Annotated in this window: 27 protein-coding genes; 11 read left to right on the top strand and 16 right to left on the bottom strand. The window is 58.9% G+C overall.

The annotated features are described in order from the left end of the window. Positions 1-530: 530 nt before the first annotated feature. From DDD63_RS04325 to DDD63_RS04320, 3 genes are all read left to right on the top strand, one after another. On the top strand, positions 531-1,271 hold the full coding sequence (locus DDD63_RS04325; protein WP_205647322.1) for a linear amide C-N hydrolase: 741 nt from the start codon (positions 531-533) through the stop codon (positions 1,269-1,271). After that, the gene (locus DDD63_RS13110) at positions 1,169-1,477 is read left to right on the top strand and encodes a linear amide C-N hydrolase (protein ID WP_205647321.1); all 309 of its coding nucleotides are present in this window, start codon (positions 1,169-1,171) and stop codon (positions 1,475-1,477) included. Before DDD63_RS04325 ends, DDD63_RS13110 begins: the two co-directional genes overlap by 103 nt. A gap of 214 nt (positions 1,478-1,691) precedes the next feature. Further along, positions 1,692-2,936, top strand: a complete 1,245-nt coding sequence (locus DDD63_RS04320; protein WP_108715339.1) for a dicarboxylate/amino acid:cation symporter — start codon at positions 1,692-1,694, stop codon at positions 2,934-2,936. Positions 2,937-3,185: 249 nt separating this feature from the next. Here DDD63_RS04320 and DDD63_RS04315 read toward each other — a convergent pair whose 3' ends face one another. From DDD63_RS04315 to DDD63_RS12220, 3 genes are all read right to left on the bottom strand, one after another. Continuing rightward, positions 3,186-3,857 carry a CPBP family glutamic-type intramembrane protease gene (locus DDD63_RS04315; protein ID WP_125482434.1) on the bottom strand — a complete coding sequence of 224 codons (672 nt, stop codon included), beginning with the start codon at positions 3,855-3,857 and terminating at the stop codon, positions 3,186-3,188. Positions 3,858-4,320: 463 nt separating this feature from the next. Continuing rightward, complete coding sequence (locus DDD63_RS04310; RefSeq protein WP_108715337.1) at positions 4,321-4,818, bottom strand: flavodoxin; 498 nt, start codon at positions 4,816-4,818, stop codon at positions 4,321-4,323. 1,382 nt (positions 4,819-6,200) lie between these two features. Next, positions 6,201-6,353, bottom strand: a complete 153-nt coding sequence (locus DDD63_RS12220; RefSeq protein ID WP_164505456.1) for a hypothetical protein — start codon at positions 6,351-6,353, stop codon at positions 6,201-6,203. A 28-nt stretch (positions 6,354-6,381) separates the two neighbouring features. On the opposite strand from DDD63_RS12220, the gene DDD63_RS11975 reads away from it, so the two are divergent. Next, positions 6,382-6,792: a hypothetical protein gene (locus tag DDD63_RS11975; RefSeq protein ID WP_164505455.1), complete on the top strand. Its 411-nt coding sequence runs from the start codon at positions 6,382-6,384 to the stop codon at positions 6,790-6,792. Between the two features lie 194 nt (positions 6,793-6,986). Here the strand turns inward: DDD63_RS11975 and DDD63_RS04300 are convergent, their stop codons facing one another. Together DDD63_RS04300 and DDD63_RS04295 are read right to left on the bottom strand one after the other, a co-directional pair. Continuing rightward, positions 6,987-7,610, bottom strand: a complete 624-nt coding sequence (locus DDD63_RS04300; RefSeq protein ID WP_108715335.1) for an MBL fold metallo-hydrolase — start codon at positions 7,608-7,610, stop codon at positions 6,987-6,989. A gap of 80 nt (positions 7,611-7,690) precedes the next feature. Beyond that, on the bottom strand, positions 7,691-8,302 hold the full coding sequence (locus DDD63_RS04295) for a DsbA family oxidoreductase (RefSeq protein WP_108715334.1): 612 nt from the start codon (positions 8,300-8,302) through the stop codon (positions 7,691-7,693). Positions 8,303-8,592: 290 nt separating this feature from the next. Here DDD63_RS04295 and DDD63_RS13330 point away from each other — a divergent pair, with 290 nt between their 5' ends. Beyond that, positions 8,593-8,979 (top strand): helix-turn-helix domain-containing protein, encoded by a 387-nt coding sequence (locus DDD63_RS13330; RefSeq protein ID WP_346426233.1) that lies wholly within the window; start codon positions 8,593-8,595, stop codon positions 8,977-8,979. 74 nt (positions 8,980-9,053) lie between these two features. On the opposite strand, the gene DDD63_RS04285 is transcribed toward DDD63_RS13330, so the two are convergent. Beyond that, on the bottom strand, positions 9,054-9,554 hold the full coding sequence (locus DDD63_RS04285; RefSeq protein ID WP_108715333.1) for a GNAT family N-acetyltransferase: 501 nt from the start codon (positions 9,552-9,554) through the stop codon (positions 9,054-9,056). 933 nt (positions 9,555-10,487) lie between these two features. Continuing rightward, a complete protein-coding gene (locus DDD63_RS04280) occupies positions 10,488-11,132 on the bottom strand; it encodes a TetR family transcriptional regulator (RefSeq protein ID WP_164505454.1) in 645 nt (214 codons plus the stop codon). A 260-nt stretch (positions 11,133-11,392) separates the two neighbouring features. On the opposite strand from DDD63_RS04280, the gene DDD63_RS04275 reads away from it, so the two are divergent. From DDD63_RS04275 to DDD63_RS04265, 3 genes are all read left to right on the top strand, one after another. Next, complete coding sequence (locus DDD63_RS04275) at positions 11,393-12,235, top strand: SDR family oxidoreductase (protein WP_205647320.1); 843 nt, start codon at positions 11,393-11,395, stop codon at positions 12,233-12,235. Between the two features lie 4 nt (positions 12,236-12,239). Continuing rightward, positions 12,240-12,638, top strand: coding sequence for a nuclear transport factor 2 family protein (locus tag DDD63_RS04270; RefSeq protein ID WP_108715331.1), 399 nt, complete (start codon positions 12,240-12,242; stop codon positions 12,636-12,638). 242 nt (positions 12,639-12,880) lie between these two features. Further along, positions 12,881-13,240 carry a hypothetical protein gene (locus DDD63_RS04265; protein WP_125482431.1) on the top strand — a complete coding sequence of 120 codons (360 nt, stop codon included), beginning with the start codon at positions 12,881-12,883 and terminating at the stop codon, positions 13,238-13,240. 48 nt (positions 13,241-13,288) lie between these two features. Here the strand turns inward: DDD63_RS04265 and DDD63_RS04260 are convergent, their stop codons facing one another. The 3 genes from DDD63_RS04260 to DDD63_RS04250 all read right to left on the bottom strand — a co-directional run bounded on the left by DDD63_RS04260 (position 13,289) and on the right by DDD63_RS04250 (position 15,860). Continuing rightward, positions 13,289-13,957, bottom strand: a complete 669-nt coding sequence (locus tag DDD63_RS04260) for an RloB domain-containing protein (protein WP_108715329.1) — start codon at positions 13,955-13,957, stop codon at positions 13,289-13,291. A gap of 6 nt (positions 13,958-13,963) precedes the next feature. Next, complete coding sequence (locus DDD63_RS04255) at positions 13,964-15,289, bottom strand: ATP-binding protein (protein WP_108715328.1); 1,326 nt, start codon at positions 15,287-15,289, stop codon at positions 13,964-13,966. 187 nt (positions 15,290-15,476) lie between these two features. Then, a complete protein-coding gene (locus DDD63_RS04250; RefSeq protein ID WP_108715327.1) occupies positions 15,477-15,860 on the bottom strand; it encodes a carboxymuconolactone decarboxylase family protein in 384 nt (127 codons plus the stop codon). A gap of 110 nt (positions 15,861-15,970) precedes the next feature. Here DDD63_RS04250 and DDD63_RS04245 point away from each other — a divergent pair, with 110 nt between their 5' ends. Further along, on the top strand, positions 15,971-16,480 hold the full coding sequence (locus DDD63_RS04245) for a MerR family transcriptional regulator (RefSeq protein ID WP_205647319.1): 510 nt from the start codon (positions 15,971-15,973) through the stop codon (positions 16,478-16,480). A 450-nt stretch (positions 16,481-16,930) separates the two neighbouring features. Continuing rightward, positions 16,931-17,689, top strand: coding sequence for a class I SAM-dependent methyltransferase (locus tag DDD63_RS04240; RefSeq protein ID WP_108715326.1), 759 nt, complete (start codon positions 16,931-16,933; stop codon positions 17,687-17,689). 377 nt (positions 17,690-18,066) lie between these two features. Here DDD63_RS04240 and DDD63_RS04235 read toward each other — a convergent pair whose 3' ends face one another. The 6 genes from DDD63_RS04235 to DDD63_RS04210 all read right to left on the bottom strand — a co-directional run bounded on the left by DDD63_RS04235 (position 18,067) and on the right by DDD63_RS04210 (position 23,416). Beyond that, positions 18,067-18,744, bottom strand: a complete 678-nt coding sequence (locus tag DDD63_RS04235) for a helix-turn-helix transcriptional regulator (protein WP_108715325.1) — start codon at positions 18,742-18,744, stop codon at positions 18,067-18,069. Positions 18,745-19,275: 531 nt separating this feature from the next. Then, positions 19,276-19,734, bottom strand: a complete 459-nt coding sequence (locus DDD63_RS04230) for a ferritin-like domain-containing protein (RefSeq protein ID WP_108715324.1) — start codon at positions 19,732-19,734, stop codon at positions 19,276-19,278. A gap of 197 nt (positions 19,735-19,931) precedes the next feature. Next, on the bottom strand, positions 19,932-20,501 hold the full coding sequence (locus DDD63_RS04225; RefSeq protein WP_164505453.1) for a TetR/AcrR family transcriptional regulator C-terminal domain-containing protein: 570 nt from the start codon (positions 20,499-20,501) through the stop codon (positions 19,932-19,934). A gap of 201 nt (positions 20,502-20,702) precedes the next feature. Then, positions 20,703-21,578 carry a serine hydrolase domain-containing protein gene (locus DDD63_RS04220; RefSeq protein WP_108715322.1) on the bottom strand — a complete coding sequence of 292 codons (876 nt, stop codon included), beginning with the start codon at positions 21,576-21,578 and terminating at the stop codon, positions 20,703-20,705. 20 nt (positions 21,579-21,598) lie between these two features. Next, positions 21,599-21,907 (bottom strand): serine hydrolase domain-containing protein, encoded by a 309-nt coding sequence (locus DDD63_RS13095; RefSeq protein ID WP_108715321.1) that lies wholly within the window; start codon positions 21,905-21,907, stop codon positions 21,599-21,601. A 141-nt stretch (positions 21,908-22,048) separates the two neighbouring features. Beyond that, positions 22,049-23,416, bottom strand: coding sequence for an MFS transporter (locus tag DDD63_RS04210; protein WP_164505452.1), 1,368 nt, complete (start codon positions 23,414-23,416; stop codon positions 22,049-22,051). Between the two features lie 178 nt (positions 23,417-23,594). Here DDD63_RS04210 and DDD63_RS04205 point away from each other — a divergent pair, with 178 nt between their 5' ends. Further along, positions 23,595-24,611: an AraC family transcriptional regulator gene (locus DDD63_RS04205; protein WP_164505451.1), complete on the top strand. Its 1,017-nt coding sequence runs from the start codon at positions 23,595-23,597 to the stop codon at positions 24,609-24,611. Positions 24,612-24,668: the final 57 nt, after the last annotated feature.

The following is a 24,668-nucleotide window of genomic DNA, read 5'->3' as shown; positions in this document are numbered from 1 at the left end:
ACCAAGACGAGATCCCCAATGCGCAAGGTGAAGAAGTTGGCTCACGCTAACTGCTCCTCGTACCCACGCGAAAGTCTCATACCCCGCGAGTTCTCCACGTGACGTCTCGATCCTCCTCGCACCCGCGCGAGGGCCAATGTCACATTGCCTCTCTTTAGGTACTGGCAGGGCGCCTCCTCGCACCCGCGCGAGGGTCTCTCCTCCCACCACCTCGTACCATCCGCACCAGGCCCTCATTCTCACCTCTCCCCATCCGTACCAGGCCCTCGTGCTCACCTCTCCCCATCGTGCCCGAGGCGTTCGCACATCCCCTGTGTATATCCTTACGCGTCCCGTTTCCGCCGTCGATCCACACGCGGTTTCACCGCGATACACCACACCTGGAGCGGGAGTCTCTGCACGGAACAGGGGTCTGACCAGCGAAAAGACAGAATTTCAGGGTGCATTCCGCCGCCTACCTCGCGGAAGACGCATATCATAGAGGTGAAACTTATTTGCGATTCCTCGGAACATCGGATTAGGAGGCATCTATGTGCACAGGAGTCAGGTTTACGGATGGCGAAGGCCACATGTACTTTGGCCGGAACCTCGACTGGAGCTGCGGCTATGGCGAACAGGTGCTAATCACCCCGCGGGGGTATACCCCAGTTTCTCCCTTCGCAGCCGTCCCCGCCATTGCGTACGGGATTATCGGCATGGGCATTGTGCAGGAGGGTGTTCCGCTCTACTTCGACTGTGGCAATGAAGCAGGACTGGCCGTGGCGGGCCTCAACTTCCCGGGATACGCCGCTTACGAGCCCAGCCCAGTGGAGGGAAGGATCAACGTCACGGCCTACGAGTTCCCGCTGTGGGTCGCCGCCTGTTTCGCCTCAGTAGACGAGGTCGAGGAGGCACTGCGCAGCGTTGCGATCATCGACCGTCCTGTCAACAACCTCTATCCGTCGTCGCTACTTCACTGGATCATCGGTGATGGCACGCGCAGCATCGTTGTGGAGTACACAATCGCTGGCATGGAGGTATTCGACGACGATGTCGACGTCCTCACCAACCAACCTGGATTCGCCTGGCATGCCGAGAATCTACGCAACTACCTCAACCTGACGCCCGAGGTCCCCGCTACGGCACAGTGGTCACGCGCTGAACTTGCCGCCTACGGTTCCGGCGGGGTATGCGTGGACTTCCAGGCGATTACTACTCTCCCTCGCGTTTCGTGCGTGCGGCATATCTCAATGCGCACTATCCCACGAAGAACGGCGAGGAGGAGAATGTGAGCAGATTGTTCCACACGCTTGGTGGTGTTGCGATGATCGAAGGAGCTGCACGCATGAGCAACGGTGATTTCGAAAAGACAGTGTACACCAGCGGCTTCTCCGCTCGTACGAAAACCTACTACTGGTCGAACTACGACAACCCGGAGATCAGCTCGGCCCGCCTCTGCGATTTTGACCTGGACGCAACAAATCTCATCACGGCCTAGTTCAAGGCACGCACAACTGAGCAGAATAGTCATCTTGTAGCAAGCGACCGGCGCGGTGCAACAATGGATCGGCGCGGTCGGAGCGAAAGCAGCGGCCGCACCGTCCACACTGTGGCCAAAGATGCGTCACGCAATCCACCCTCCCTAATGTGCAAAGGGTCCGCCGTGGACGGCGCCTCTTACCCGGGGTTGCCTCTTCGCCAGGGAGGTTCTCATGCGAAAAATGCTGACCAGCTTGCCATTCATTCTTCTCGTTGCCGTTATCATCGGCATCCTCGTTGGCCTCGTCGCCACCGAACCCGTGATGAATGCGGTTGTCACCATCCAGTATGTGCTCAACCAGCTCATCATGTTTTGCGTGCCGCTTATCATCATCGGCTTTATCGCTCCGTCGATCACGCGACTTGGGTCCAACGTGTCCCGCATCCTGAGCGTGGGAGTGCTTATCGCCTACCTCTCCTCCATTGGCGCAGCATTCTTCTCGACGGCGGCCGGATATCTCATTGTGCCGCGACTGTCCATTGCTTCCACTGCCGACGATCTGCGCGAGTTACCCGAGGTTGTCTTCCAGTTGGACATCCCGCAGGTGATGAGCGTGATGAGCGCACTTGTTCTGGCAATCCTCCTGGGGCTTGCCGCAGTTTGGACAAAGGCAAAGACCTTCATCCGTTTGCTTGACGAGTTCCAGCGAATGGTACTGGTGATTGTCACCAAGATCGTCATCCCACTTCTGCCTGTATACATCGCGGCAACATTCTGCGGTCTGTCCTACGAGGGCAGCATTACACGGCAGCTGCCCGTCTTCCTCGTCGTTGTTGTCATTGTTATCGCCGGTCATTACATCTGGCTTGCGGTACTTTATGGCATTGCGGGAGCTTATTCGGGAAAGAATCCGCTGCAGGTCTTGCGGCATTGGGGCCCCGCCTACCTCACAGCCATCGGGACCATGTCCTCCAGTGCGACCCTGGCGGTGTCTCTTCAATGCGCGGGAAAGGCCAAACCGCTGCGCCGCGACATGGTCAGCTTCGGTATCCCGCTGTTTGCCAACATCCATTTGTGTGGGTCCGTGCTTACCGAAGTTTTCTTCGTCATGACGATCTCACAGATGCTCTACGGCACGCTGCCCAGCCTGTCCACCATGATTCTCTTCTGCCTCCTGCTCGGGATTTTCGCGGTTGGAGCGCCCGGCGTGCCGGGAGGCACCGTAATGGCGTCTCTTGGACTGATAACAGGAATTATCGGCTTCGACACAACCGGTACTTCGCTCATCCTGACCATCTTCGCCCTGCAGGATAGTTTCGGCACCGCGTGCAATATCACTGGCGACGGTGCCTTGACCCTGTTTATGACTGGTTACGTGGAGCGGAAGAAGATACCGGAAATGACCGAGTCCGTCGATATCTTCAGCGACAAGGCACTCAACACCACCGCAGGAGGGAGCGAATTAGCGCGCTGTTGATGAACATTGTCGTTCCACGCCTCTTCTGGCAGGCAACCAGCGGCACCTTCTTTGAAGTATCAGAACTCATGTGACACGCTGCTGCACTCTGCTGTATACAGATGCGCCTCGTGGAAATCAGGGGTACTCGGCACCGGCACTCTGCTGTATACAGATGTGCCTCGTGCTGCGAACGACAGTACCGGTAGTGCGAAGAGGGCGCCGGTGTTTCCCGCACTACGAGCACCGAGTTCAGCACTGTTTTCTGCTCTATGACCAGATGTATGGCAGTACTCCCAACCCGAAGATGTCACCCATTGAGTGGGCAAGGAAGAACGGGAGCAGATTCTTGTCCTTTGAATAGCGATACGCCAGGAACATGAAACTTCCGAGCACTAAGCCAATTCCCAACGCAGAAATCGTCCCTTGATAGGTGTGGAATCCAACGCGTACCAGCAGCGAAAACGGGAATACCCACTTAAGATGCTTGGGCGCCACCGCGAGGCATATTCCCAGGAAGTACAGTTCCTCGCACATGCCGTTGAAAAGGCCATAGATGACCCTCGACACAGTCTCCTCGTTGAAAGATGCTCCAATCGGGCCAGGGAACGGAAGTTTCTCAGCCAGCGGCGCGGTGAGCAGAAAGTACATGTCATAGAGCAGCGCTCCCCCCAAAAAGAGTAAACAAGCGAACAGAGGCGTCGTCCAGGTGAAACGAACGTTCCAGGTGCGGAAGTCAAAACGCCGCAAATAGAGGTACAGCATAGCGATGAGGAAGAGTCCAAACTCCCGTGCCAGTGCCCCGTAATTGGCCTCCACAGAAAAAACTACTTCCCCGTCTTCGGTGATCGTCATCGGCTCCGTATTGTCGGGCTCTTCGGGAACCGTAGGTCCGAGTACTACCGGTTCTTCCGGCGCCGTCGGCTCACGAAAATACGCCACGTACATCATCGTAGATTCGATGATGCTCCGTCCCCAGAGGATCACGGTCAAGGCTTGTACATCGAACCATCGCAGAGTTCCCGTTTTTCTGCGACTCCTCCAACTCTCTATCACGACTTTGGCTCTCCTTCACCTCGTCTGATCGTCACGCGGCGCGGCTACGTACTGAAGAATCAACACGCCGCACATTAGCAGAGATAGCGGGAATGGCGCCATAAGACGCGAGCACATGCTGACGCAGACGGTGACGATCGGACAATCCCTTGCCATCGCACCACCTTCGTATCACGGCATAGCGATTCTATTCTCAACGAAAGAGGAGCTCGACCGGCGGTCTACGAGGAGTACACAGTCCACTGGCAGCGCGGTAAGGTCGGTGGCGAGCACCGCTGCACACCACCAACCGCCTGCAGTGACCCCCTTGCATAATTCGCCAGCGCACGAAAGCAAGACCGGTCCAGGACTACAAACCTGCGCGCTTCAACTCGGCTGCGATGGCCTCGCCGGATGCGTGTGCTCTGAACCAGATACCACGATGCCACTCTCCGGCTCCCGCCAGCGACGACAACGTTGATACGGACCGTGTGATTGAGCTACCGCCCGACGTACAAAACGGCACGACGGTCTTGCCTGCCCAGTTGACACTCTCAACAAACGTGCGCAGTGGTGCAGCTGCGTCGCCCCACCATATCGGGTATCCGAGGAACACGATGTCGTAGCCGCTCACATTCGGAATGTCGGCTGCCAACGCGGGCCTTGCCTGCGGGTCGAATGACTCGCGATTGGCGCGGCAATCGTCCACCGTGTAGTTCAGATCGGCGTCCGAGTAGTGCTCGGCCGGTTCGATTTCCTCCGCCTCTACGCCGAACTCACCGGCCAGCCGCTGGGCAATTTCGCGTGTGTGCCCCTTGCCGGAGAAGAAAACGACAGCTGTTTTCGCGGACGAGTTCTGGATGGTCATGCTTTATTTGTCCTTTTCATAGTGGGCCTGGTTTGTCCTTTTCATAGTGGGCCTGCGGCCGAGATTCTTTCCGTCGTCGACAACCGCTACTCTCTTCACAGCGTGACGGGAATATGCCCGCAACGCGCATCTCCGCTGACTGCTCCGAAGCCGTTCGTGCAACCGTGTGGTTGGGAAAGCGTGCGGACACAGGATCCGTGTCTGCCTCCTGCAGTCCTGTCCACGCATGGCGCGAAAGCCCTTGCTGCGCGAAGCTGATGCAAAGTGCAATGCAGTCCTGTCCACGCATGGCGCGAAAGCCCACAACCTGTGAGGCGGCCAACGGCCCTTGGCCGGACAACAATCTCTCGGATCACACCCCTCAGATAGAGTTGTCTCGCCAGGTTATTCACTGCCCGTGCGCCTATCGCCCTTTGCGGCCAATCAGCACGCTCGGCCAGTAGCCACTGGGCACTCCTCTAGCCACCGGGCATTCACTCACTCTCCTGCGGCCAGACACTTTACCGACGAGGTTCAGCACGATGCGCTTATCAGCCTTTTCGCCGTCAATCACCTCGCTTGGCCAATTGCCCTCGGACCGCGCGCAGCCCTGCGGGCCGTTGCAGGACCATCGAAATCACTAGCCATGCGAAGAGGCATCACGAGTCACTCTAGGGCGATTTCGCCTCAATTGCCAAGGAGTCCACCCCATCACACGCGGCAGGACAGAGGCAGGCACCCAATCAGGTCGGCGTAGTTGTGCCCCGTCGTCACATACGGCGAGGCAGCTTACATGGCCTGCCGTCATCCCCGTACCTTGCATTCGTGTCGGCCGCAGACGCGAGCGCTACAAGTAGCCTCCCCACACTTCGTTAATGGTGAGAGATGAACTCGCATCAGTGGCAGTCGTGGGACTAAAGGTGCCCACTGTCCCAGAACGGGCCCCGTCGATGCCCAGCGGAGGGCCTCAGCGGTCGATGATGTCCAAATCCCGTCCAAACGAGGAAAATATTGAATGGTTCAGTTTAAGGACTGGCGGAATGACGCGGATCTCGCGGGCTGCTTGGACCGAACACCTTTCGTTTGGACGGGATTTGGACACATCCGCGGCCGACTGCCACCGACTCCGTGAACTGGACGCTGCCCCACTACACATTTCCGCAGCACACTCCCGCATACGCTACCCAATCCCGTGTTTACGCCAGGACGGCGACGCCAAGCCGAACCACCACCTACGCAGCCATGTGATCGACCCAGGCGAGTGTTGACCCGCACATCGGACCACGCCCGCGAGTGCCGCATTTCCCGAGCTAGCGAGTGCCGCATTTCCCGAGCTAGACTGCTACAAAGTCATAGCCACTCACCGAGAAGGTCACCATGCGCCTATTCCGGAAAAATACGCCTCAGACGCCCGAGAACACCGCCATACCCACTACACCTGTGCCGCCTCCTTCGGCCACCTCCGCCTCAACTTCCGGGGTTAGCCTCGTTCCGTCATCCACCCCCTTGTCACTCTCCGGACTCGACCCATACGCCGACGTTACCTTGGCCGACATTACTCACGTTCGAGTCGCGGACCTACAAGTGGGCGATGCCCTCCTTTCCTTCGGAAATCCAGAAGGCCCTGCCACAGAGTTCCCCTGGACGATGTTCAGCTTCAACGCCGCCGTCACCCGCGTCTGCCGCACACGGCAAGAAGCTCTTCATTTCTTCTTCGACGACGGACGGCATCTCACTACCGCGGCCGCCCAACACTTTGTCAGCGGCGGCAAATGGGTGCAAGCACAGGACCTCGCCGTGGGCAGCGAGATACCCGTCGCCATGTTCGCCGCGGGCCCCGAGGGCAACGCGGTCGCTTGGGGTGGCACCTGTGAAGTCACCGCGATTGAGCCGCTGGGCGCCATTGACCTCGTCGACGTCGAGACGTCCACAGGAACTTTCTTCGCCATCGGCTTGGCCATGGGCTGCTGGTCCGATCCGACCAAGGGCCGCTAGTTTGCTCTGGCCGTTGGCTCCTACTTTGCTCAGACTGTATACATGCCCGCACCGCCGTGCGCTTCCCCGCCCGGTGCGGCATTCAACGTGCCGATCATTGCATGGACAGATCACTATCTGAACCGATCCACTCTATGGACGGCCTACACCGGGGCCAGCACCGGCACTTCGGAGGGGAACGACCGCACTTTCGCCTACCGTGCGATTGTCTGCTGCAACTCCTGGACGGTCATCGGCAGGGAATGTCCAGACAATAGCGTCGTGTGACCGGGAAGTGTTAACAACTTGCCGACCAGGCTCCTCGCCAGCTTCTGCTCATCGCCCGTGGGGAAGATTGTCAGGCCAGGCCCTCCCTCGTAGACCGTGTCACCCACAATCGCCGCCCCGGCCTCCTCGCAGTAATACGTCACCGAGTCGTCCGTATGACCAGGGGTATGTAGCACCGTCATGGGCTGCACAAACGGAAGTTCCTCCCCCTCGGCCAAAAACTCGACGCAGTCGAGCGTACGGGGCCGACCGTGGCGAGCCGACAAATTCAGATCCGGGTCGCCCAGGTAAGCCACACTGGCACTGTGCGCCAGAATGGGTACCTGGAATCGCTCCCGCATCGCGGCTGCGGCACTGAAATGGTCAAAATGGCCGTGCGTGAGCACGACGGCGTCGATTGTCCACTCATGTGCGGTTACCGTCTCCGCGATCCGTTCTGCCTGCGCACCCGGATCAATGATCACAGCGTGACGCGTCGGCTCATGCACGACGAAGTAGACGCGTGTGCGAAAAACTTCCGTAACTGTGATCGAGTAGATGGCGGTCAACATCAGATGGCGCACTGGTCCGGGCCGCACACCATACCCTGCGGCTCGTTCTCGGATTTCTCAGCGGCGATTGCTATCGCCTCCTACAACACGGTTACCATCTGACTGGTCGGCTGGCACCCTTCGATGGCATAGGTCCCGTCGACGACGAAGAACGGCACTGCGTGCACACCCAAGGCAGCTGCTTGATCTTCATCAGCACGAACCTCATCTGCGAATTCATTGGAGTTGAGCACCCGCTCAATATCCTGCGCCGGAAGTCCCGCCTCCGCCGCCAATTCGCGCAAAGTGGCATGATCTGCCAACACGCGATTATCCACGAAATAGGCGCGGAAGAGGATCTCTTCCAGGGCGGTGTTCCCCAGACTATGCGCCAACTTGGTCAGGCGGTGCGCGTCCAGCATATTCGTGTTCAATGTGGTTGCATATTTGAAGTCAATGCCCTCTGCGCGCCCGAGTGCCGAGATGCCGTCGATCCGCTGCTCTGCCTGCTCCATGGTAAGGCCGTATTTGCGTGCGAACCGGGCCAGCGTCGTCGTCGTGACCTTCTGCGGCGCGTCCGGATACAGTTCGAATGACTTCATCTCCAATTCCACAACTTCCGGTGGCACAACGCGCTCCACAGCCTTCTTCAGGCGCGTTATTGCGATATAGCAGTACGGGCAGGCGTAGTCGGACCAGTAGGTGATCTTCATGTCATTTCCTTTGGAATCGGTTCTGATCCTGATCCTATGCTCGCGCTCGGCAAATCGGTAGTACTGTCTTTTTCTGGAGTATTATTCGCGCTATGATCGGATGGCGAGCCGTTGATCGCGGTGCACAATCGGGCTTGTCAAACAGTGACATATGCCCGCGGCTCGGACGCCCAGACTGCCGCAGACAATAGCTGGCGTGGCACCGGCATGTGCCCTCAGAGCGCCAGGGCGCCCAAGACCTATATCAACGGGATTTTCTTCCAAGCAGGACGAAGCGAAGGAGGCCACACATGGCAAGGAAGGCGGCTACCCCAGCAGATACCGAAACCACTTGGTGCCCGGCCATCGTTGCATTGCAACGAGTCATTGGCGGGAAGTGGAAGATTGAGATCCTCTTTTATATCTGCCTCGAAGGCATCCACCGTTTTGGTCAACTCAAACGTCGATTGGGCGATATTTCGGAGTCGACTTTGTCAAAGCAGCTGCGCGAACTGGTTGCTGACGGTTTCCTGGAACGCGTTGATTTTGGCGAGGTCCGCCGCGGGTGGAGTATCGCCTCACCGAGCGCGCCGAAGGGTTCACCCCAATCCTCCAAGCGATGTGGGACTGGAGTGAACGCTCCTTCGACTTCTCCACCTCCGAACGAGAACAAATGCGTGCCTATCGCGAAAGGCTAAGCACTCGCGGATAAGACGACGGCGCACTCGTTTGCCGTGGCGAGAGCAGCCCGGCCGTGCTTCACGCCCTGTCGCTAGTCCAGACGCTTGACGAATACGGCGCCGCCGTTCCTCGCTTCGCAACCTGGCGCTTGGATATATCCCCGCTTCCGGTAGAAGTCCGGCACGGTGTCCGTCGTCAGAATGCTGGTGTGCATCCCCTGTTCGACGAAGTGAGCTTCCGCCAAGCCGAGCAGGGCCGCGCCGTGCCCGCCGCTACGGAAGTCCTCGGCGACCCAGAATTCTCGTATGAAGCCGCAGGTCTCCCGGAAGAACCAGCTCGTGAACTCGATGGGTTGGAATTGAATGAATCCGATGGCCCGCCCGTCAGCGGTGGTCCTTAGGAGAGCAGTGTTCGAGCCTTCGTCGTTCATTTGCCGGAACAGGCGGCCCCAATCCGGCACCTCGATGCCCAACTCGGCGAAGTAACACTGAAAGGCAGCCGCGAAAATCGGCTCTGTGAAATCGGTGATCAGCCTATCGGTATGACCGGTGGCGTAGGGAACTGTGCTATTGCCACTTTCTGGCAATGTCATGATGATTTAATCCTCCGTCATTGAGTGGAGGGTCAAATCCCGTGGACCCTCCTGACACGCATGCTCTTCATGCCAATCACCCCTTCGTTCACATGGGTATTCTTCGTCGGCTTGAGTAGCAAGCCGTGAGTATGTTCTACCGGAATTCGCCTACCGGCTGCAACGTATTGCCCGGGGCAACGGACTACCGGGGCAACGGACTACCGGGGCAACGGACTACCCGGCGAAACGGACCACCGAGACAACGGACCACCGGGTCAACGCGGCCACCGGGTCAACGCGGCCATGTGCTCCTCTCTGATGTCAATAGAGAGAAACTGACTACGGAGTCTCGGTGACTGCGGCTAGCAGCGCGTCCCACGGCCAGTAATGCAATCGCCAGTAATGCAACCGCAGTAATGCGCCCACCTTCTCCAGCTCACCGACTTCAACCAGGCCCTAGTCGGTGTTGTAGGTCGAATCCGTGAAGGTGCTGACAACGCTCCTCGCAAGTCTCGTTGATATAACTCCATCGAGACTCCGACCAAGGAGAACGCGGGTTTCTCAACTCGTAAAGTCTGCCAGCCGCCGTCGCGCCGAAACCGACCCCACGGAGTGGATTGTGTAGCGCATACCAACGAAAGTTCATCGTTGGTCTTTCCGACGAAACAGAATTCATCGTGGAGCGCACCAGGCGGCAGCTCGTCAGCCCTACGCGCCGAAAAGCTTGTAGAGAGCACACGCAGTTTCAGCTCTTGTTCCTTCTGTCTCCTGCTCGTTCACCGCGGCGCCTGCTAGGGGGACCGTCGGCTTCACCATGGAAGTCTGCCTTGAGGCGGTTTGGTTGCAGCCAGATGGCGCTGGGTGGAGTTGGACTCCGTGAAAGCCTGCCTCATGGTGGCCCGGTATCCGCACTACGGCAGGAGGCCTTCTTCTACTGCCGGAGCCGGGGCATCAGCCCGCCGAGGCAGCATTCTCGAGGCACATCAGCACGAATTCGGTATACGAATCGGCGAAGTTTCCCCGCACGGCGGGCAGACCGGCGGCACTAATAGCGGCGCGCGTCATCGGCGAAGAATGGAAGTGGTTATACAGTCCGGGGGCCTGGTACAACAGGCGCAAGTAGAGTTCAAGAGCAGCTTGCGCCGAAATGCCACACTGGCGGGAGAGGATCTCGGTGATTGGCACCGTCATCTCGGCGAAGCCGCCTTTAAAGTCGGTCAGTCGCTCTGGGGTCACATTCGACTCGATAATCGATGTGAGAATCTCCTGGTAGCGCAAGAAGCCTGCATGCTCCTCGGTCACATGTGCCCATATGCGCGCAAACTGTTCGGTCGCCAGCGGCGCAGCAGACAGTTCCTGTTCCAAATGTGCCAACCAGTCGCGGTTCTTCTGCGAGTGGAGCGCCAGGAAGATCTCCTCCTGTGTGGCGGCGTACTTGTAGAGATTCGAACGTGACCATCCGAGTTCGGCGGCTATGCTTCCCATCGTGATCTGATGGTATGGCCGCTGGTTGAACAATCCGTCAGCAGCATCCATGATCGCCTGCATGCGCTCGCTCTTCTGTTCGGCTGAGCGGGCCCGGAGGTAGTCGGCCATACAGTTCTCCTTCGTCACTGAGAATCCTAACAATCCCCTTGCACGGTGGCGTAGCATCTCCTACCATAAATTAGCGACAGACTGTCACCTACATTGGTGTTGGTCTCGGCGTAAGCGCAAGTCCTCTCGGTCTGACCGGCGAGGCGCGCTGGGTGGCATGAGCCATACGGTTGAGAGGCATCGGCGGTTAGGGACATCGGTGAAGAACATCGAGCAGCCGAGGCACCAGAAGAAGCCATCAGAACTAGAGAAGGGTGCATATGATGCCGGATAAAGAAGTCGTACTACTGTGCGGAGCCGGGCAGATCGGCACGGCAATCGCCCGCCGCGTCGGCTTTGGAAAGGCAATTCTCGTGGCGGATAAGTCTCTGGACAACGCCGAGGCGATTGCCTCGACCATGCGCAACGCCGGCTTCGACGTCGAATCCTATGAAATGGATCTTGCAGACCGCGCCTCCATCGTGAACGCCATCTCTCGCGCACAGGAACTCGGATCCATCACTACCCTTATCAATGCCGCAGGGGTCTCCCCCAGCCAGGCACCGATCGAAACCATTTTGAAAGTGGACCTGTACGGCACAGCCGTGTTGCTGGAAGAGGTCGGCAGGGTTATCGCCCCGGGCGGCGTGGGAGTAACGATCTCCAGCCAATCGGGCAAGCGCATGCCGCAGTTGACCGCCGAGGAGGATCGCCAATTGGCGACGACGCCCACGGAGGATTTACTCTCACTGCCGCTGCTGCAGCCGGAAAACGTCCGCGATACTCTGCACGCCTATCAACTGGCCAAACGGTGCAATGAGAAACGCGTCATGTACGAAGCCGTGCGCTGGGGTGAGCGCGGAGCTCGCATTAACTCCATCTCCCCCGGAATCATCGTCACTCCGCTGGCCATTGATGAGTTCAACGGACCGCGGGGCGACTTCTACAAGAACATGTTCGCCAAGTGCCCAGCGCAGCGCCCCGGTACCGCCGACGAAGTCGGCGCACTGGCCGAGTTCATTATGGGACCGCAGGGTGCATTCATCACCGGCAGCGACTTCCTGATCGACGGCGGCGCGACCGCCAGTTACTACTACGGACCACTCCAACCCCAAGAGGCGTAAACGCATGTCGAAAGGTGATGAACAGCGACACCGCGATGAGGCCGAATGCGCCCAGCTCTATCGCGACCTGTGGGAGACATCAATAAGAAAGGATGCCAAGGCCATTTCGGAGCTGTTGGCAGAGGACTACAGCTTGGTGCATATGACGGGCATGCGCCAGCTGAAAGCCGCCTACGTTGCGGCCGTCCTCGACGGAACGCTCAACTACTACAGTGCCGAACATGAATCCATCGATGTAACAATCGCCCCTGACGGTCGGTCTGCGTTCATCCGTGGCAGGTCACGCGTGAACGCCGCAGTGTTCGGAGGCGGAAGGAACACATGGAGACTGCAGCAGGACCTCACGGCCCGCAAAGAGGGCGAGCGCTGGCTGCTGACGGAGTCTCGCGCGTCAACGTACTGAGGTATTGACGCCTCATGAGGTATCGGAGCACCGTGAGATATTGACCTGCCTGAGGTGTCGACGCGCTTTAGGGCATCGACGCGCTGTAGGGCATCTACGCGCTGTCGCCAGCAAGCCGCCCCTCGCCGATTCTCCGGGTCTTCCGCAAAACTCCGCGATATACCCGGAAAATGGAGGAAAACCCGATGATTCGAGAGGAATGGGCCGTAGCATAGGGGACTTGCGTAGCCATGGGAGCCAGGATGCAGGAAGCAGACGAAACACGCGCATATGTCGCGGTCACGATGGACGATTTCGTTCAGTGTGCTTATCTGCTGGAGAAAATCCACCGCATCGTGCACCGTGCGCAGCGGCGCAGGGATCCAGATAACCGGGCATATGCGCTGGCTATTACCTTTGCCGAGGAAGGCATTGAAGAGATGCTCAATGCTCAGCGCATGAAGCTGTACTCGTACCTCACCGACGCCGAGAACGAAGCCTTCGAAGAACTTTGCGCTTCAATGGACCGCCCACTGCCCGACGACGAACCGCATGCAGCGCTGCGAGAGAAACTGCGCCCCTACCTCTGGCACCAGGTTGACCCGGAGAAACCCGGGGCGTGACAGTTGCACTTCCGGGCACCCGTGCTGGGATCACAACCCGAGCTCGCATCAACGGGAAGTCGGCGGCCTCCACGAACGCAGTTTCTCCGCTCGCTGGTCCAGATAGGCGACGAAATTGACCAACTGACTTACTCGATCAGGCGGCCATGAACTTCCCACTTTCGCAGGCACGCTTCGCAAAAACTCATGTTCTCTACGGCAAGCTTCCTCAGTTTTCTCGATAAGCCACGAGGGGATTTCTTGCCCCTTGCTGTATGGCTGCCACTTCTTTTGCAACAGCGCCAGTGCCTCTCGACTGGTCGTTGGCCGCGCGGGGTTATCAAAGTGTTGCAAGAACCATCCCTCGATCGCAGGCGATTGAATCGCACAGCGGTGCGTATCGGACTCCGCCAGCCATTTTTCAAGTTCGTGTAAATGGACGGCATTCTCATCTGCATCGCACAGAATCCAGATTGCCCGGTGACGATCTGAACGTCTCCATTTGCGCTCTTCTAGTCGAGCACTGTTAATGAGATTGACGAGAGAAGTCTTCAGTCCGGAGCGACCAATAGGTTGCGCGACGAAAAGATCCTTATACCGATACTGCAGCAATGCTTTGACATACTGTACCTCCGTTAATCCCTCAGCACAGAAGAAGACTGGCTCGCGCGGGAGACGTGAACCCGGCGTTACACCCTTTCGGACGCTTCGCGGTCGACTCTTGTTCTTCCTTGCCATCGCGTATCACACCCTGGGTACTCCGCCGATGCGTCCAGACATATAAAACGACAGCAGGTCAGCATCCTTGCGCACTCCAACGTCGGCAAAATCGGAAAGCCTGGTCAAACGGGACTCTCCATCAGCTTTGTCGGCCAGCCAAATCTCGTCGCGACGCAAGAGCCCCGAGCGCATGAGCTGGATCTCATGCGTTGTGAAGATAAGCTGACGGCGGTCGTCATTATCCAGAGATCCAAGGAAAGACGCGATGAACTCTTCCGTCAGTTTGGGGTGCATGGAGTTTTCAAGTTCGTCCACCACAAAGATGTTCCGTGCATCCTCGTCACGCAATTGGAAGAGAATCGGCAGTAGATTCATGAAGCGCTGCGTGCCGTCGGACTCTTCCCGTAGCGGAAGTTGAAAACCCTCGTCATACTGATCGGGCCCTGTTTCCACTTCGTGAACAGCAACAAGCCTTCTAACAATCGGCATGCCGTCATCGGCCACAGAAAGCAGCGACCAATCCCGATTGTCCGTGCCGATGACGAAAGAGCCGCCCTTGTTTCGCAGCGCTTCGACAAGCTTCTTCACGTCCGCTGCTTCAAGGGGAAGGGCGCCGACTTTCATGTCTTCAAATCCCAGCCGTGAGATACCGGTATCTGCCCGAGTCAATCCTTTGTTCATCGCTTGGGCGAAAACTTCATCTGCGTCAATGCGCGCCGGAAGGTACACATACTCGGAACCCGGATGGATGATATTGAGCTGCTGCGCGAACCAAGAATACGCAGCAGCCACGATACCTTCGCCGACGGCGCCAAGAGCTCCAAGGAAAGTGGCATTGGGAGCGATTATGGCCGCGAAGGCATTTGCGTCGCGATTCCCATCGAGTTCCCCGTAGAGGGTCACATCGTCACCCGTGCGTTCAAACAAGTACTGCTCATTCTGAGATTTAACCAGCACCAGCGATTCATCATGAATCCGGCGCTGATCAAATAACACCTCATAGAGGAAGACCTGCTCTCGTTCACGCCCGTTCGCGCTTTTGACCGGGGCAACGAACTCGATTGCGAAGCCTGTCGGTTCCGTTTTCCCTTTCGGAAGGAACGGAGTCACGTCTAGAAGCGCCTCACGCTCACGCGCTTCGACCACTAAGTTCCGCAGCGCCTCCAAGGCATCGACAAAAGTTGACTTGCCAGCGGCATTGGCACCATAGATGGCGGTAACAGGAAGCACACGAGAGCGCCCCATCGCGGCGACTCGTTCCCCATGACGCCGCTCTCGGGTCGCCACCATGGAGAACTCAACGGGCTCGTAGTAAGACTTCCAATTCTGAAGACGGAAGAACCGCAACATTGCATCCTCCTATCGGTCACGACAGCCACAAAAGCGGTTGTGGCAAATTTTCTGCATCAAATGTACAAAATCGGCGCCGCGTTGTCCAGCGGTTTCATGTGATCTCTGCTGCAGCATTCTTTCCGCACATCACGCCTTTCGATGTAATTCTTGCGTCCACGTTGGCGAGTTTCCTTCACTCGGACCGTTAGGAATGCTCACGTGCCGCAAAGACCCGTCGTACCACCGCGACTGCGTTGAGCACTCGTGGAAATCCGGTATAAGGAACGCACTGGATAAAGCAGCCGATGATCTCTTGCCGCGAAAGACCCACGTTCAGCGCGGCGTTGATATGAACCTCCAGTTGCGGCGCCGTATCGCCCTGAGTGCACAGACTGGCGAGTGTGACAAGCTCACGATCACGTAATGAGAGGTCAGGCCTGGAGTAGACATCGCCGAATGCGAACTCGACGATGTATCGGCCAAGGTCGGGAGCTACGTCCTCAAGGGCCTCCACAACCTCCTGCCCGGTATTTCCATCCACCTCCCGCAAAGTCTCCATTCCTCTTTCAAATCGATTCTTCTCCTCCATGTGGTAACTCCTTTGCTGGTGTCGGACGAACGCTCTCTGCGTAATCGACACTGCTATGCTCTTACCTGAACCACGGTTGAGGTCAAGAGAACCTTCGCAGAATTGGTACCGTGTGGCGGTCACCTCTGTTCGAGCGTCAGCGCTACACCGCGACCAACGCTGAGCCATGGCGTAGCAGACTCAGCGTCAAGGTAATTCGAACGGCCACCTCGGATATCAATAAGACGAAGGATCCCATGGAAATCGGCGAGTTCTCTACACAGGTCGGGCTGCCCACCAGCACGTTGCACTACTACGAGCGCTGTGGCCTTCTCTCCCCCGCCCGCAACAAGTCAGGTCACCGCGACTACTCCTCGCAAGACGTCGCCTGGGTGCAATTCATCTGCCGCCTCAAAGCAACCGGCATGCCACTTGCCGACATTAAGCGCTACGCAGATCTCCGTGCGCGTGGCGATGAAACGCTGGCGGAACGAATGGCAATGCTGCATGAGAATCGCAAGAATGTTGAGCAGGAAATAGCCCGCTGGCAGGAAAACCTCGGCAGGCTCGAGCACAAGATAGACCACTACCAGAAACTGCTCAAAGCCAGGCCGAGCGGAGACCACACGGAGGGGAGTTAGGCCAGGCCATGCGAGGTGCAGATCGGGCTGAGCGAAGTACGGACCGCGCCAGGGCGGGGCCAGGTCGAAGAGGAATGTCGAGGTGACGCCGTAGCGTCTAGCCGCGCGCCCACGGGCTGCGTGTACGGCGGCGCCACACTGACAATTCGTGCGAAACTAGTGCGCAAGCACAATGGAGGAGCAAAGTGATGCGACGACGGAACTGCTCGGTACAGCTCTGAGGCAACACGCTGTATCGAGGAACAGAATGAGCGGTGAGCTGCGATAGGCACCGGCGCGGCGGAATGATCCCCCGACACGGGTACTCACCCGCTGCCCGCACGCCACCCACTTCGCAGACAGTATGCGCCCACGGGGTAGCGCGCCCCACACGGGTGGCATGCCCCACCGAGACGTTGCCCGAGCTGTACCGATCAAAGGAACAGTCAGACTTCTTTTGAAAGGGCAGACATGAACATTGATGAATTGCGCGTATCCTGGAAACGCGAAGAGGACGCCGCCCACATCCACGGTTGGGATTTCTCGCATATTCATGACCGGTACACGGAGGAACACGATCTTCCATGGGATTACGAGGCGATCGTCCGAAGCTATTTGCGCGACGACACCGAGTTGCTGGATATCGATACCGGCGGCGGCGAGTTCTTACTCTCGCTGAATCACCCGCATACGAGAACCAGCGCCACCGAGGGTTACCCACCGAATGTCATCCTGTGCCGGGAGACCTTAGTGCCTCTGGGGATCCACTTCGCGGAGTGCGACAATGCCGCCAACATTCCGTTTCGCGACGGCGCCTTCGACTTGGTAATTAATCGCCATGGCGACTATGACGCGGCAGAGACCTGGCGGCTTTTGCGACCCGGCGGGCTGTTCGTCACCGAACAAGTGGGCGGCGCCAACGATGCCGACCTCGTGGAGATGGTCCTGCCGGGCACGCCCCAGCCGTATCCGCATCTGTATCTGGATAAGCAGCGGCGGGAATTTGAAGCGGCGGGCTTTGAAATCATCCAAGCCGAGGAGGCCTATCGGCCGATCGTCTTCTACGACGTCGGCGCCTTCGTCTGGTTCGCCCGCATTATGGAGTGGGAGTTCCCCGGTTTCTCGGTGGACCGTTGCTTCGATCAACTGCTCACCATGCAGCAGATGATCGAGCGCGACGGCGAGGTGGCGGGCACCATCCACCGTTTCCTGATTGTGGCGAAGAAGTAACCGGAAGCGGTAAGCAAGAAACGGTAAGCAAGAGGCACTAGGGAAACAAGGCCCGCAGGGAGGCAAGGCACGGAGCCGGAATCGGGAACAGGGCAAGCACTCGCATCCGCGATTCCCGGTTTTGGCGGGACTTGGCCTCACACTACCCAGCGGATAGCTGCTGTGGTCCGAAACTTCCGTCATGCAACCGCAGCTGCGCGGCGCCGATCATGCCCTAACCAAGTCAGATCGACGCCGCGCAGCACCCATTTATCCTTTTACGGTTGGCCCTCCCGCCTCGCGGTTACACCTTCCATTTCACGGTTGAGCTTCCCGTTTCCTGGTCGGCCCTCTCGCTTCGCGGTTGCTCCTCCCGCCTTGCGGTTATCCCTTCCGCTTCACGGCTGGTCCTTGCGGAACTCGCGGATCATGCGCGCGAGGAATCCGAAGTCCAGATGCACATGCTCCTTGTCGTTGTCCACATGGATACCGTCCCAGCCCACATGCACCTCTTCACCGCTCTTGGAGTCACGGACGTGCACACCCCGCGTGAAGCTGACATCAACATAATCCTCGTCCGGGTTGTCCGGACGCTGCCAGGTGCCGCCGCTCGCATAGTCCTCGGAACCGTCGAAACCATCCGTCCCATTACCCTCTGCACGGGATTCAAATGCCGCGTGGGCATTAACGTCGACATACGCCGCTTCACCGTCTGCCGCCTCGGAGGTGCCGGGGTCGACGTCGTCGGAAACTCCTGCCTGCCCAGGGACGCGACCGCCAGCAGCTGCGGCCGAGAATCCCGCCGAGTCTTCGGCGGAGCTCCGGCCGAGTCCACTTTCCTTCGTGCGGGATGCCCCGAAGGTCATGTTCTCCGGGTCGGCGAATAGGAGTTCGTCAACGGTCACGCCATAGAGCACCGCGAGGGCGATGAGGTTGTCCGTGTCGGGAGACGATTCCGCGCACTCCCATTTCGAGACAGCCTGCCGCGAGACACCAATTCTCGCTGCCACCTGTTCCTGCGAGAGGCCGGAAGCCTTCCGGTACTCGTAGAGTCGTTTCGCGGTTTCAAGTTTCATGAACTAAGCCTTTCATTGTCGAGCTTTCCGATGTGCTCGTTGGTCATCAGTTGAGCAGCTGCACACCAATACTCGCCTTACCACCCCGGTTGCGGCTACCAACTTCAGCTTGCACTTTTGCCTGCAACCGGTTGCATTTTCCGCCGCAACCGGCAGTTGCGCGGGAGGGCTCAACCATATCGCAAGACAGCTGTAAGCACCTCGCATCAACTCCGCACACGCCGAACCAGCAGCGACGCCTCATAGGCTCGGCCCCATTCACTCCATCGACGCCGCACACACGGGACAGTCGCCGCGCTGATTGCGGACTGCAGACGGGCCGATCGAAGCTACACATGCGGAAGCAGCACCTGCTGACGAACGGCCCACCCACGACGCACACCTCAAGCAGCAATGATCACGCCAAGCCGCAGTGAATTGCGCCCAGCTGCAATGAATGCCCGGCCACGGCAAACGCGCCCGAATATGACGAGGGCACCGACGCCACCTGCGCCGGTGCCCCGTCAGCGCCCCCAAAGAAGGAGCCACCCGTCAGATTTGCAGCATGTACCAGTTGGTCACGCCGATCTTCTCGATCAGTTCGAGCTGCTGCTCGCCCCAGTACATGTCTTCTTCTTCGTCCTTGTAGTAATCCTTGAGAAGGTCGTAGGTTGTGTAGTCATCCTTCGCCAGTTCGACGATGTCCTTCAGCCAGGCCAGGCCGTCACGCGAAACCTGCAGGTCATACTTGACCCATTCGAGCGCATCGGTGTAGGTCGGTGTTGCGGTCTTCGCCTCGTTGTTCACTTCGCCGCCGAGATCTAGAATGCGGTCAATGCACTTCGTGGCGTACTCACGCTCTTCTTCTGCGTGCTCCGCGTACTTTTCCTCCAGCTTGGTCAGCCCTTGGCTGGCGAAAATCCTCGACTGCAGCGCGTGCCCATCGGCCTGCTGGAATACGGCCGTTACGATCTCTTGCAGCTTGGCAATGAGCTGTTCTTTGTCTGCCATGTGCTTCCTCCTGCCACTGTTGGCCAGATGTCTACCTGCGCCGTGCCATGCTACCTGCGTCAAGGCTCTCTCACTGTGTTTCAGGCCATCTTCCGGCCGAAATGAGAAGAATAGCTCGAAGTCTCTCATCCGTGCCCGCCGCTAGCCCACCACAACCTCCGCGGTACCAGTCGTGATCACCCGGGAAGGCACCGCACTCACTCCCGGAACCCACCACCATCAAGAAGCACCCGACGAAGCGGCTCTGGCAAGGCCACTTCCATCGCATGTGCCAGCTGCTCGGGAGTGCAGTGAATCGACTCCATGATCCAGTCGCACACCAGTTGCACGGTGCCATAGCAGTAGATTCTGATGCATATGAGCGTCTCAGGATCTAACTGGTCAGGTTTAACCACATCTGCCACGCAGTCGCGTAGCAGCGCCACATTCGTCGCCATCATGTGGCGCATAAAGGAGTCGCGGCCGTTGGTGTGGGTCAGCAGATTGCGCAGGTACGCCCTGTGCCGTTGGAAGTAGGCGGCGCCGTCGAGCAGCGTTCGCGGCCACGGATAGTCGTCGTCGCCGACGTGCGCCATAATCGCGCCGCCATCGCGCGCGTAATCCCAGGCAGCAAGATCGTATTTGTCACGGAAGTGACGGTAGAAGGTGGCCGGTGACCGCCCCGCTCCCGCAGCTATCTCGCCCACGGTGATCTTGTCGACGTCGCGGCGCACGGCCAGCGCCCGAAAAGACGCGGCGAAGGCCAGCTTGGTGTCGAGGTTAGCCACGGGTGCGATTATCCCACACGGCGCGACGACGTCGGGCATCGGCGGACTCTTCGCAGGCGCCATTTGCTGCCCCGCAAGCGACTCATATTCCCTCCGTGCACCGCGCCCTGCTGGCTCCACCCGGCGAGCCCGCGCCAGCACGCACCGCGATTGATACGGGCGTCGCTCGGCCTGCGCGCTCCACACCCCACCCCACGGCGCTCAGTCGTCAGCCACGATTGCCTTGTACAACTGGCGCCGCAACACCGGCTCTGCCCCTTCGAAGTTCTGCATCATAAAGACTGCAGCCACTCCAAGCGACGGGTCTACCAGGCAGAAGTTCCCGCCTGCCCCATCCCAGCCGTACTCTCCAACGTGGCCATTGACTCCAAGCGCGCGTGCCTGCGCCGGATCGACGAGGATGCGCAGCAGGTTTGAATAGCTGTACCCGGGCACTCCCGCGCCCACACCCTCGGCCGCTTTCGCGTCTAATTGGGTGTGGTCCAGCTGCGGGGTCCGCATGAAACGAATTGTTTCGGGACGCAGGATGCGCACGCCGTCGAGCTCACCTTCGTTGAGCAGCATGTGGAGGAACCGCGCGTAGTCGCGCGCGGTGGAATAGCAGCCCCCACCTGCGGCGAGAAAAGCGGGTGGTGCCGTGTCGATCTTTTCCACAGCCGCCATGAATGTGAGCACGTCTTCACTGCGCGCGTCCCGGATCGGTGTTTCGACCTGTGTAACGCGTGTGAATTGCGGGTCGCGGTGCCATGCCGTTGCGACTCGATCAATCTTGCTAGGCGGCACATAGAAGCCAGTGTCGATCATCTCGAGGGGTCCGAAAAGGCGCTCCTCGTATAAGGCGTCGAGGCTCTTTCCGCTGACTACCTCAAGTACACCGCCGAGCAGGTCGGCACCGGCACCGTATTCCCAGCCCGCACCGGGATGAAAGCCTCCGGGCACCGCCGCCATTGCCCGGCAAGCGGACTGCGTGGTGAAGGGAATGCCCGCCGCAGCGCGCGCGATCTGGTCGGCTTCCAATAGTTCCATGCGTCTTTGCGCCGGGGACCCCGGGAAGGGATAGGGGATGCCCGATGTCATGTTGAGCAGGTGTTGGATGGTCAGCGGTGTTTTCTCAACCTCGACTCCTCCCCGGCGTTATAGGCGAGGTGGTTGGCGAATTCTGGAAAGAACTCCGCCACTGCATCTTGTAAGTGAAGAACGCCTTCCTCCACGAGCTGGAAGGTGATAACCGAAGTGAAGAGCTTCGTCATTGAGTAGACCTTGTAGATGCTGTCGACCGTATCGGCACCGTAGCCCGTGAGGAGTTTCACCTGCCCTTCTTTGATCACGCAGATGGATGCGCCACCAAGGCTTTCGGCGTCGATGGCGGCCTCGATAAGGGAACTGATCCCGTGATAGTCATTCATGGTATTCCTTCTTCGCCGTGGGCCTGAACAAGCACGTCAGGCCGGGCGGACTTATAGATAAACGATAATGCGCCGGTTCGAGCACAGAAATGCTCATGGGTATTGACTCGGTGACGCGAACAGAGCAGCAGCGGCAGCACACTAGGCCGCAGCGGCAACAGTGTTGCGTCGCCTGGACGATGTAACGGCCACAATGCTCATAATCACCGTGAAAATGAGGAATGCGACCGTGGAGATGAGCATGACGAGGTGCGCACTGCCATCACCCACCGCCGCCGCGATTCTGGGCAGTACCAGCGGCGAACAGAAAACACCGAGATTAAGGCTCAGCATGGCGACCGTGGTTGACGTGCTGACGACTTCCGGCGGGCTCACCTCTGCGACACGCGTATAGGCGTAGGGAACGACGAGGGCAAACGCAACACCGGAGAACAGCCCACCGGCGAATAGCAATGTCGTGTTCGAGCCGTAGGCCAGCGCGGCGAAGCCAATAATGTTGCAGGCAAGTGCAAAGGGCAATGTCCATGCGCCAATGCGCTTGCGTATGGCACCGAAGAAGATCGATACCGGGATGCCAATAATCGTGAAGCAGCTGTAGATGGTGGAGGCGATTGTCGACGCCGTCGTCTGGCTGTCCCCTGCTACTCCGGATTCAAAGACTCGGTTCCCCAAGGCGTAGGCCATGGGAAGTTGGAAGATGAAGAAGCAGAAGAGGAACGCACCCAGTCCCCATACTGCTGCTGGTACACGGGGCCTGCCCGCAGCCGCGGAACTATCTGTAGATGGTTGCTCGGTTGCGTCGCTGTTTCTTGCGGCGACGACGCCGTCAGCCTGCCCGGTGGCTTGTTCGTCGCCTGTTTCTGCGGCGGGGTAGCTACGGTCGGCGGTGTCGGCCTGGCTATCGCCAACCGCGTTGGCGCCCTGTTCATTAGAGTCGTCGGCTTGTCTGTCGTCGAGACGCACGAACAATGTGAAGAGCACCAGCGGTACAGCAGAAAGCAAGTAGATGGCGAAACCCGCCTGCCATCCCATCACCACCAGGAAACCGGCCACGAGCGCGCAGAGAGAACTGCCGATGCTGCCAATAGCATTTTCATAGCCGATCATCCGCGCCAGCTGATCACCCCTGTAGAAGCGGGACAGCAGGACGACGATCAGCGGCGTGTACATGCCGAAGAAGAAGCCGAGCAGCAGTCGACTCACGTAAATGGGCACGAAAGTGCCGAGGACCATGGGCGCACATCCGGCGAGGATGCTGCCAAGTAGGCCGACGATGGTGACTCGGCGTTCGCCAAACACCTTGCACAGTATGGGGCTGAGGAAGAGTCCCACCAGGCAACCGAGATTTGGGACTGTGGATAGGGAAGAAATCGACGTGGCATCGACGTGCGGCATGGCTTCCGCCATGGTGTTGAGAATGCCGCTGATCGATTGCGCCGTCGCCTGCATGACGGCGATGGACAGGATCGAGACCTTGAAGATCAATCTATCCTGTTTCTGTTGTGCCATGGGATGCACCTCCGTTGTTCGAACGTCGTTGTTGGATGAACGTTGTTCGTAACGGTAGGCGGGTTGGCGGCGCGATAGGCGCCTGGCTGTCACCAGTTTTAGGCGCCTAGTCACCTGCAGGCGACGGCATGGGCGCCCGGACCGTACCATAAAAAGCAGTGAGCGAAGGGAGGTCACCGTGGAGGAGACCGCGACGCATGAGGTAGTCATTCCCACCGACCGGCTCAGCGTTCGCCTTGTTCTCCATACCGGAATCACACCGGAGAGCTTCCAGCCGCACTGGCACAGTTCCTTCGAGATCAACTGCATGCTCAGATGGCCGGAGTCGGAAGTTCTGGTGGGCGGGAGAACGTGGCGCATGCACACCGGCAGGATCTGGCTCGCGAATTCTCAACAGATCCATGGTGAACGCACGTTGCACAACGACCCGCTGCGACGCGCGGTCACAATCCTGTACCCCTACCCCTATCTGCGGCGAGTATTTCCCGCAATCGACGCGGGCCGCTTCGAGCTTAACGACGTCGAGGAGCTCACGGCTGAGCAACTGTCCGCCTATCACCAGCAGCTGTATCCACGTTTCGCCAAGCTGGCCGAACTGCTGGCGAGGGACGCCGAGCCCGCACCGACGCATTACCTTCAGTTATCGTTGCTGCCGCTTGAGATACTCAATATCCTCGCGCAGTCTTTCTTCATTGCCGACGTCGAAAGGCCCCGCACCCTCGCCGCAGAGCCGATAGTCCGCACTCATCGGATCGTCGACTATGTGGAGGAACATTACGCCACGAAGATCCGGCTTGAAGACCTTGCGGATTACTGCCATCTTTCGCGGGGATATATGGCGCGTTTCATCAAGGAGCACCTGGGGTACACGCTCTCCGAGTACGTCGCCATGGTCCGCGCTGAGCACGCTCGCCAAGATCTGCTGGTACGGCGGGGGACGCAGTCGGAGGTGGCTGCGCTCAATGGATACTCCGGGCTTCGGACCATGAACCGGCAGCTGCAGAAGATCTTCGGCCGCACGGCGAAGGAGATTCTTGCCGATGCGGGAAACGGCACACCTGGGGAAGCAGCCGCGCGTGGAGCAAGGGAGAGCACGGCTGGGCAAGCACCCGGGCGTAAAGCATGGGAGAGCACGGCTGAGCCATCAGCCGCGGATGGAGTGAGCGAGGCACGGCTGGACCCCCGGATGGAGTGAGCGAGAGCCGCAGCCATACACTGGCGCGGGGATATCGTGACGAAGTGGCGGCTTAGC

This window comes from Actinobaculum sp. 313, from assembly GCF_003073475.1.
GTDB lineage: Bacteria > Actinomycetota > Actinomycetes > Actinomycetales > Actinomycetaceae > Asp313.
The sequence above is the reverse complement of the archived record's forward strand: the minus strand, read 5'-3'. Positions and strand labels throughout refer to the sequence as shown.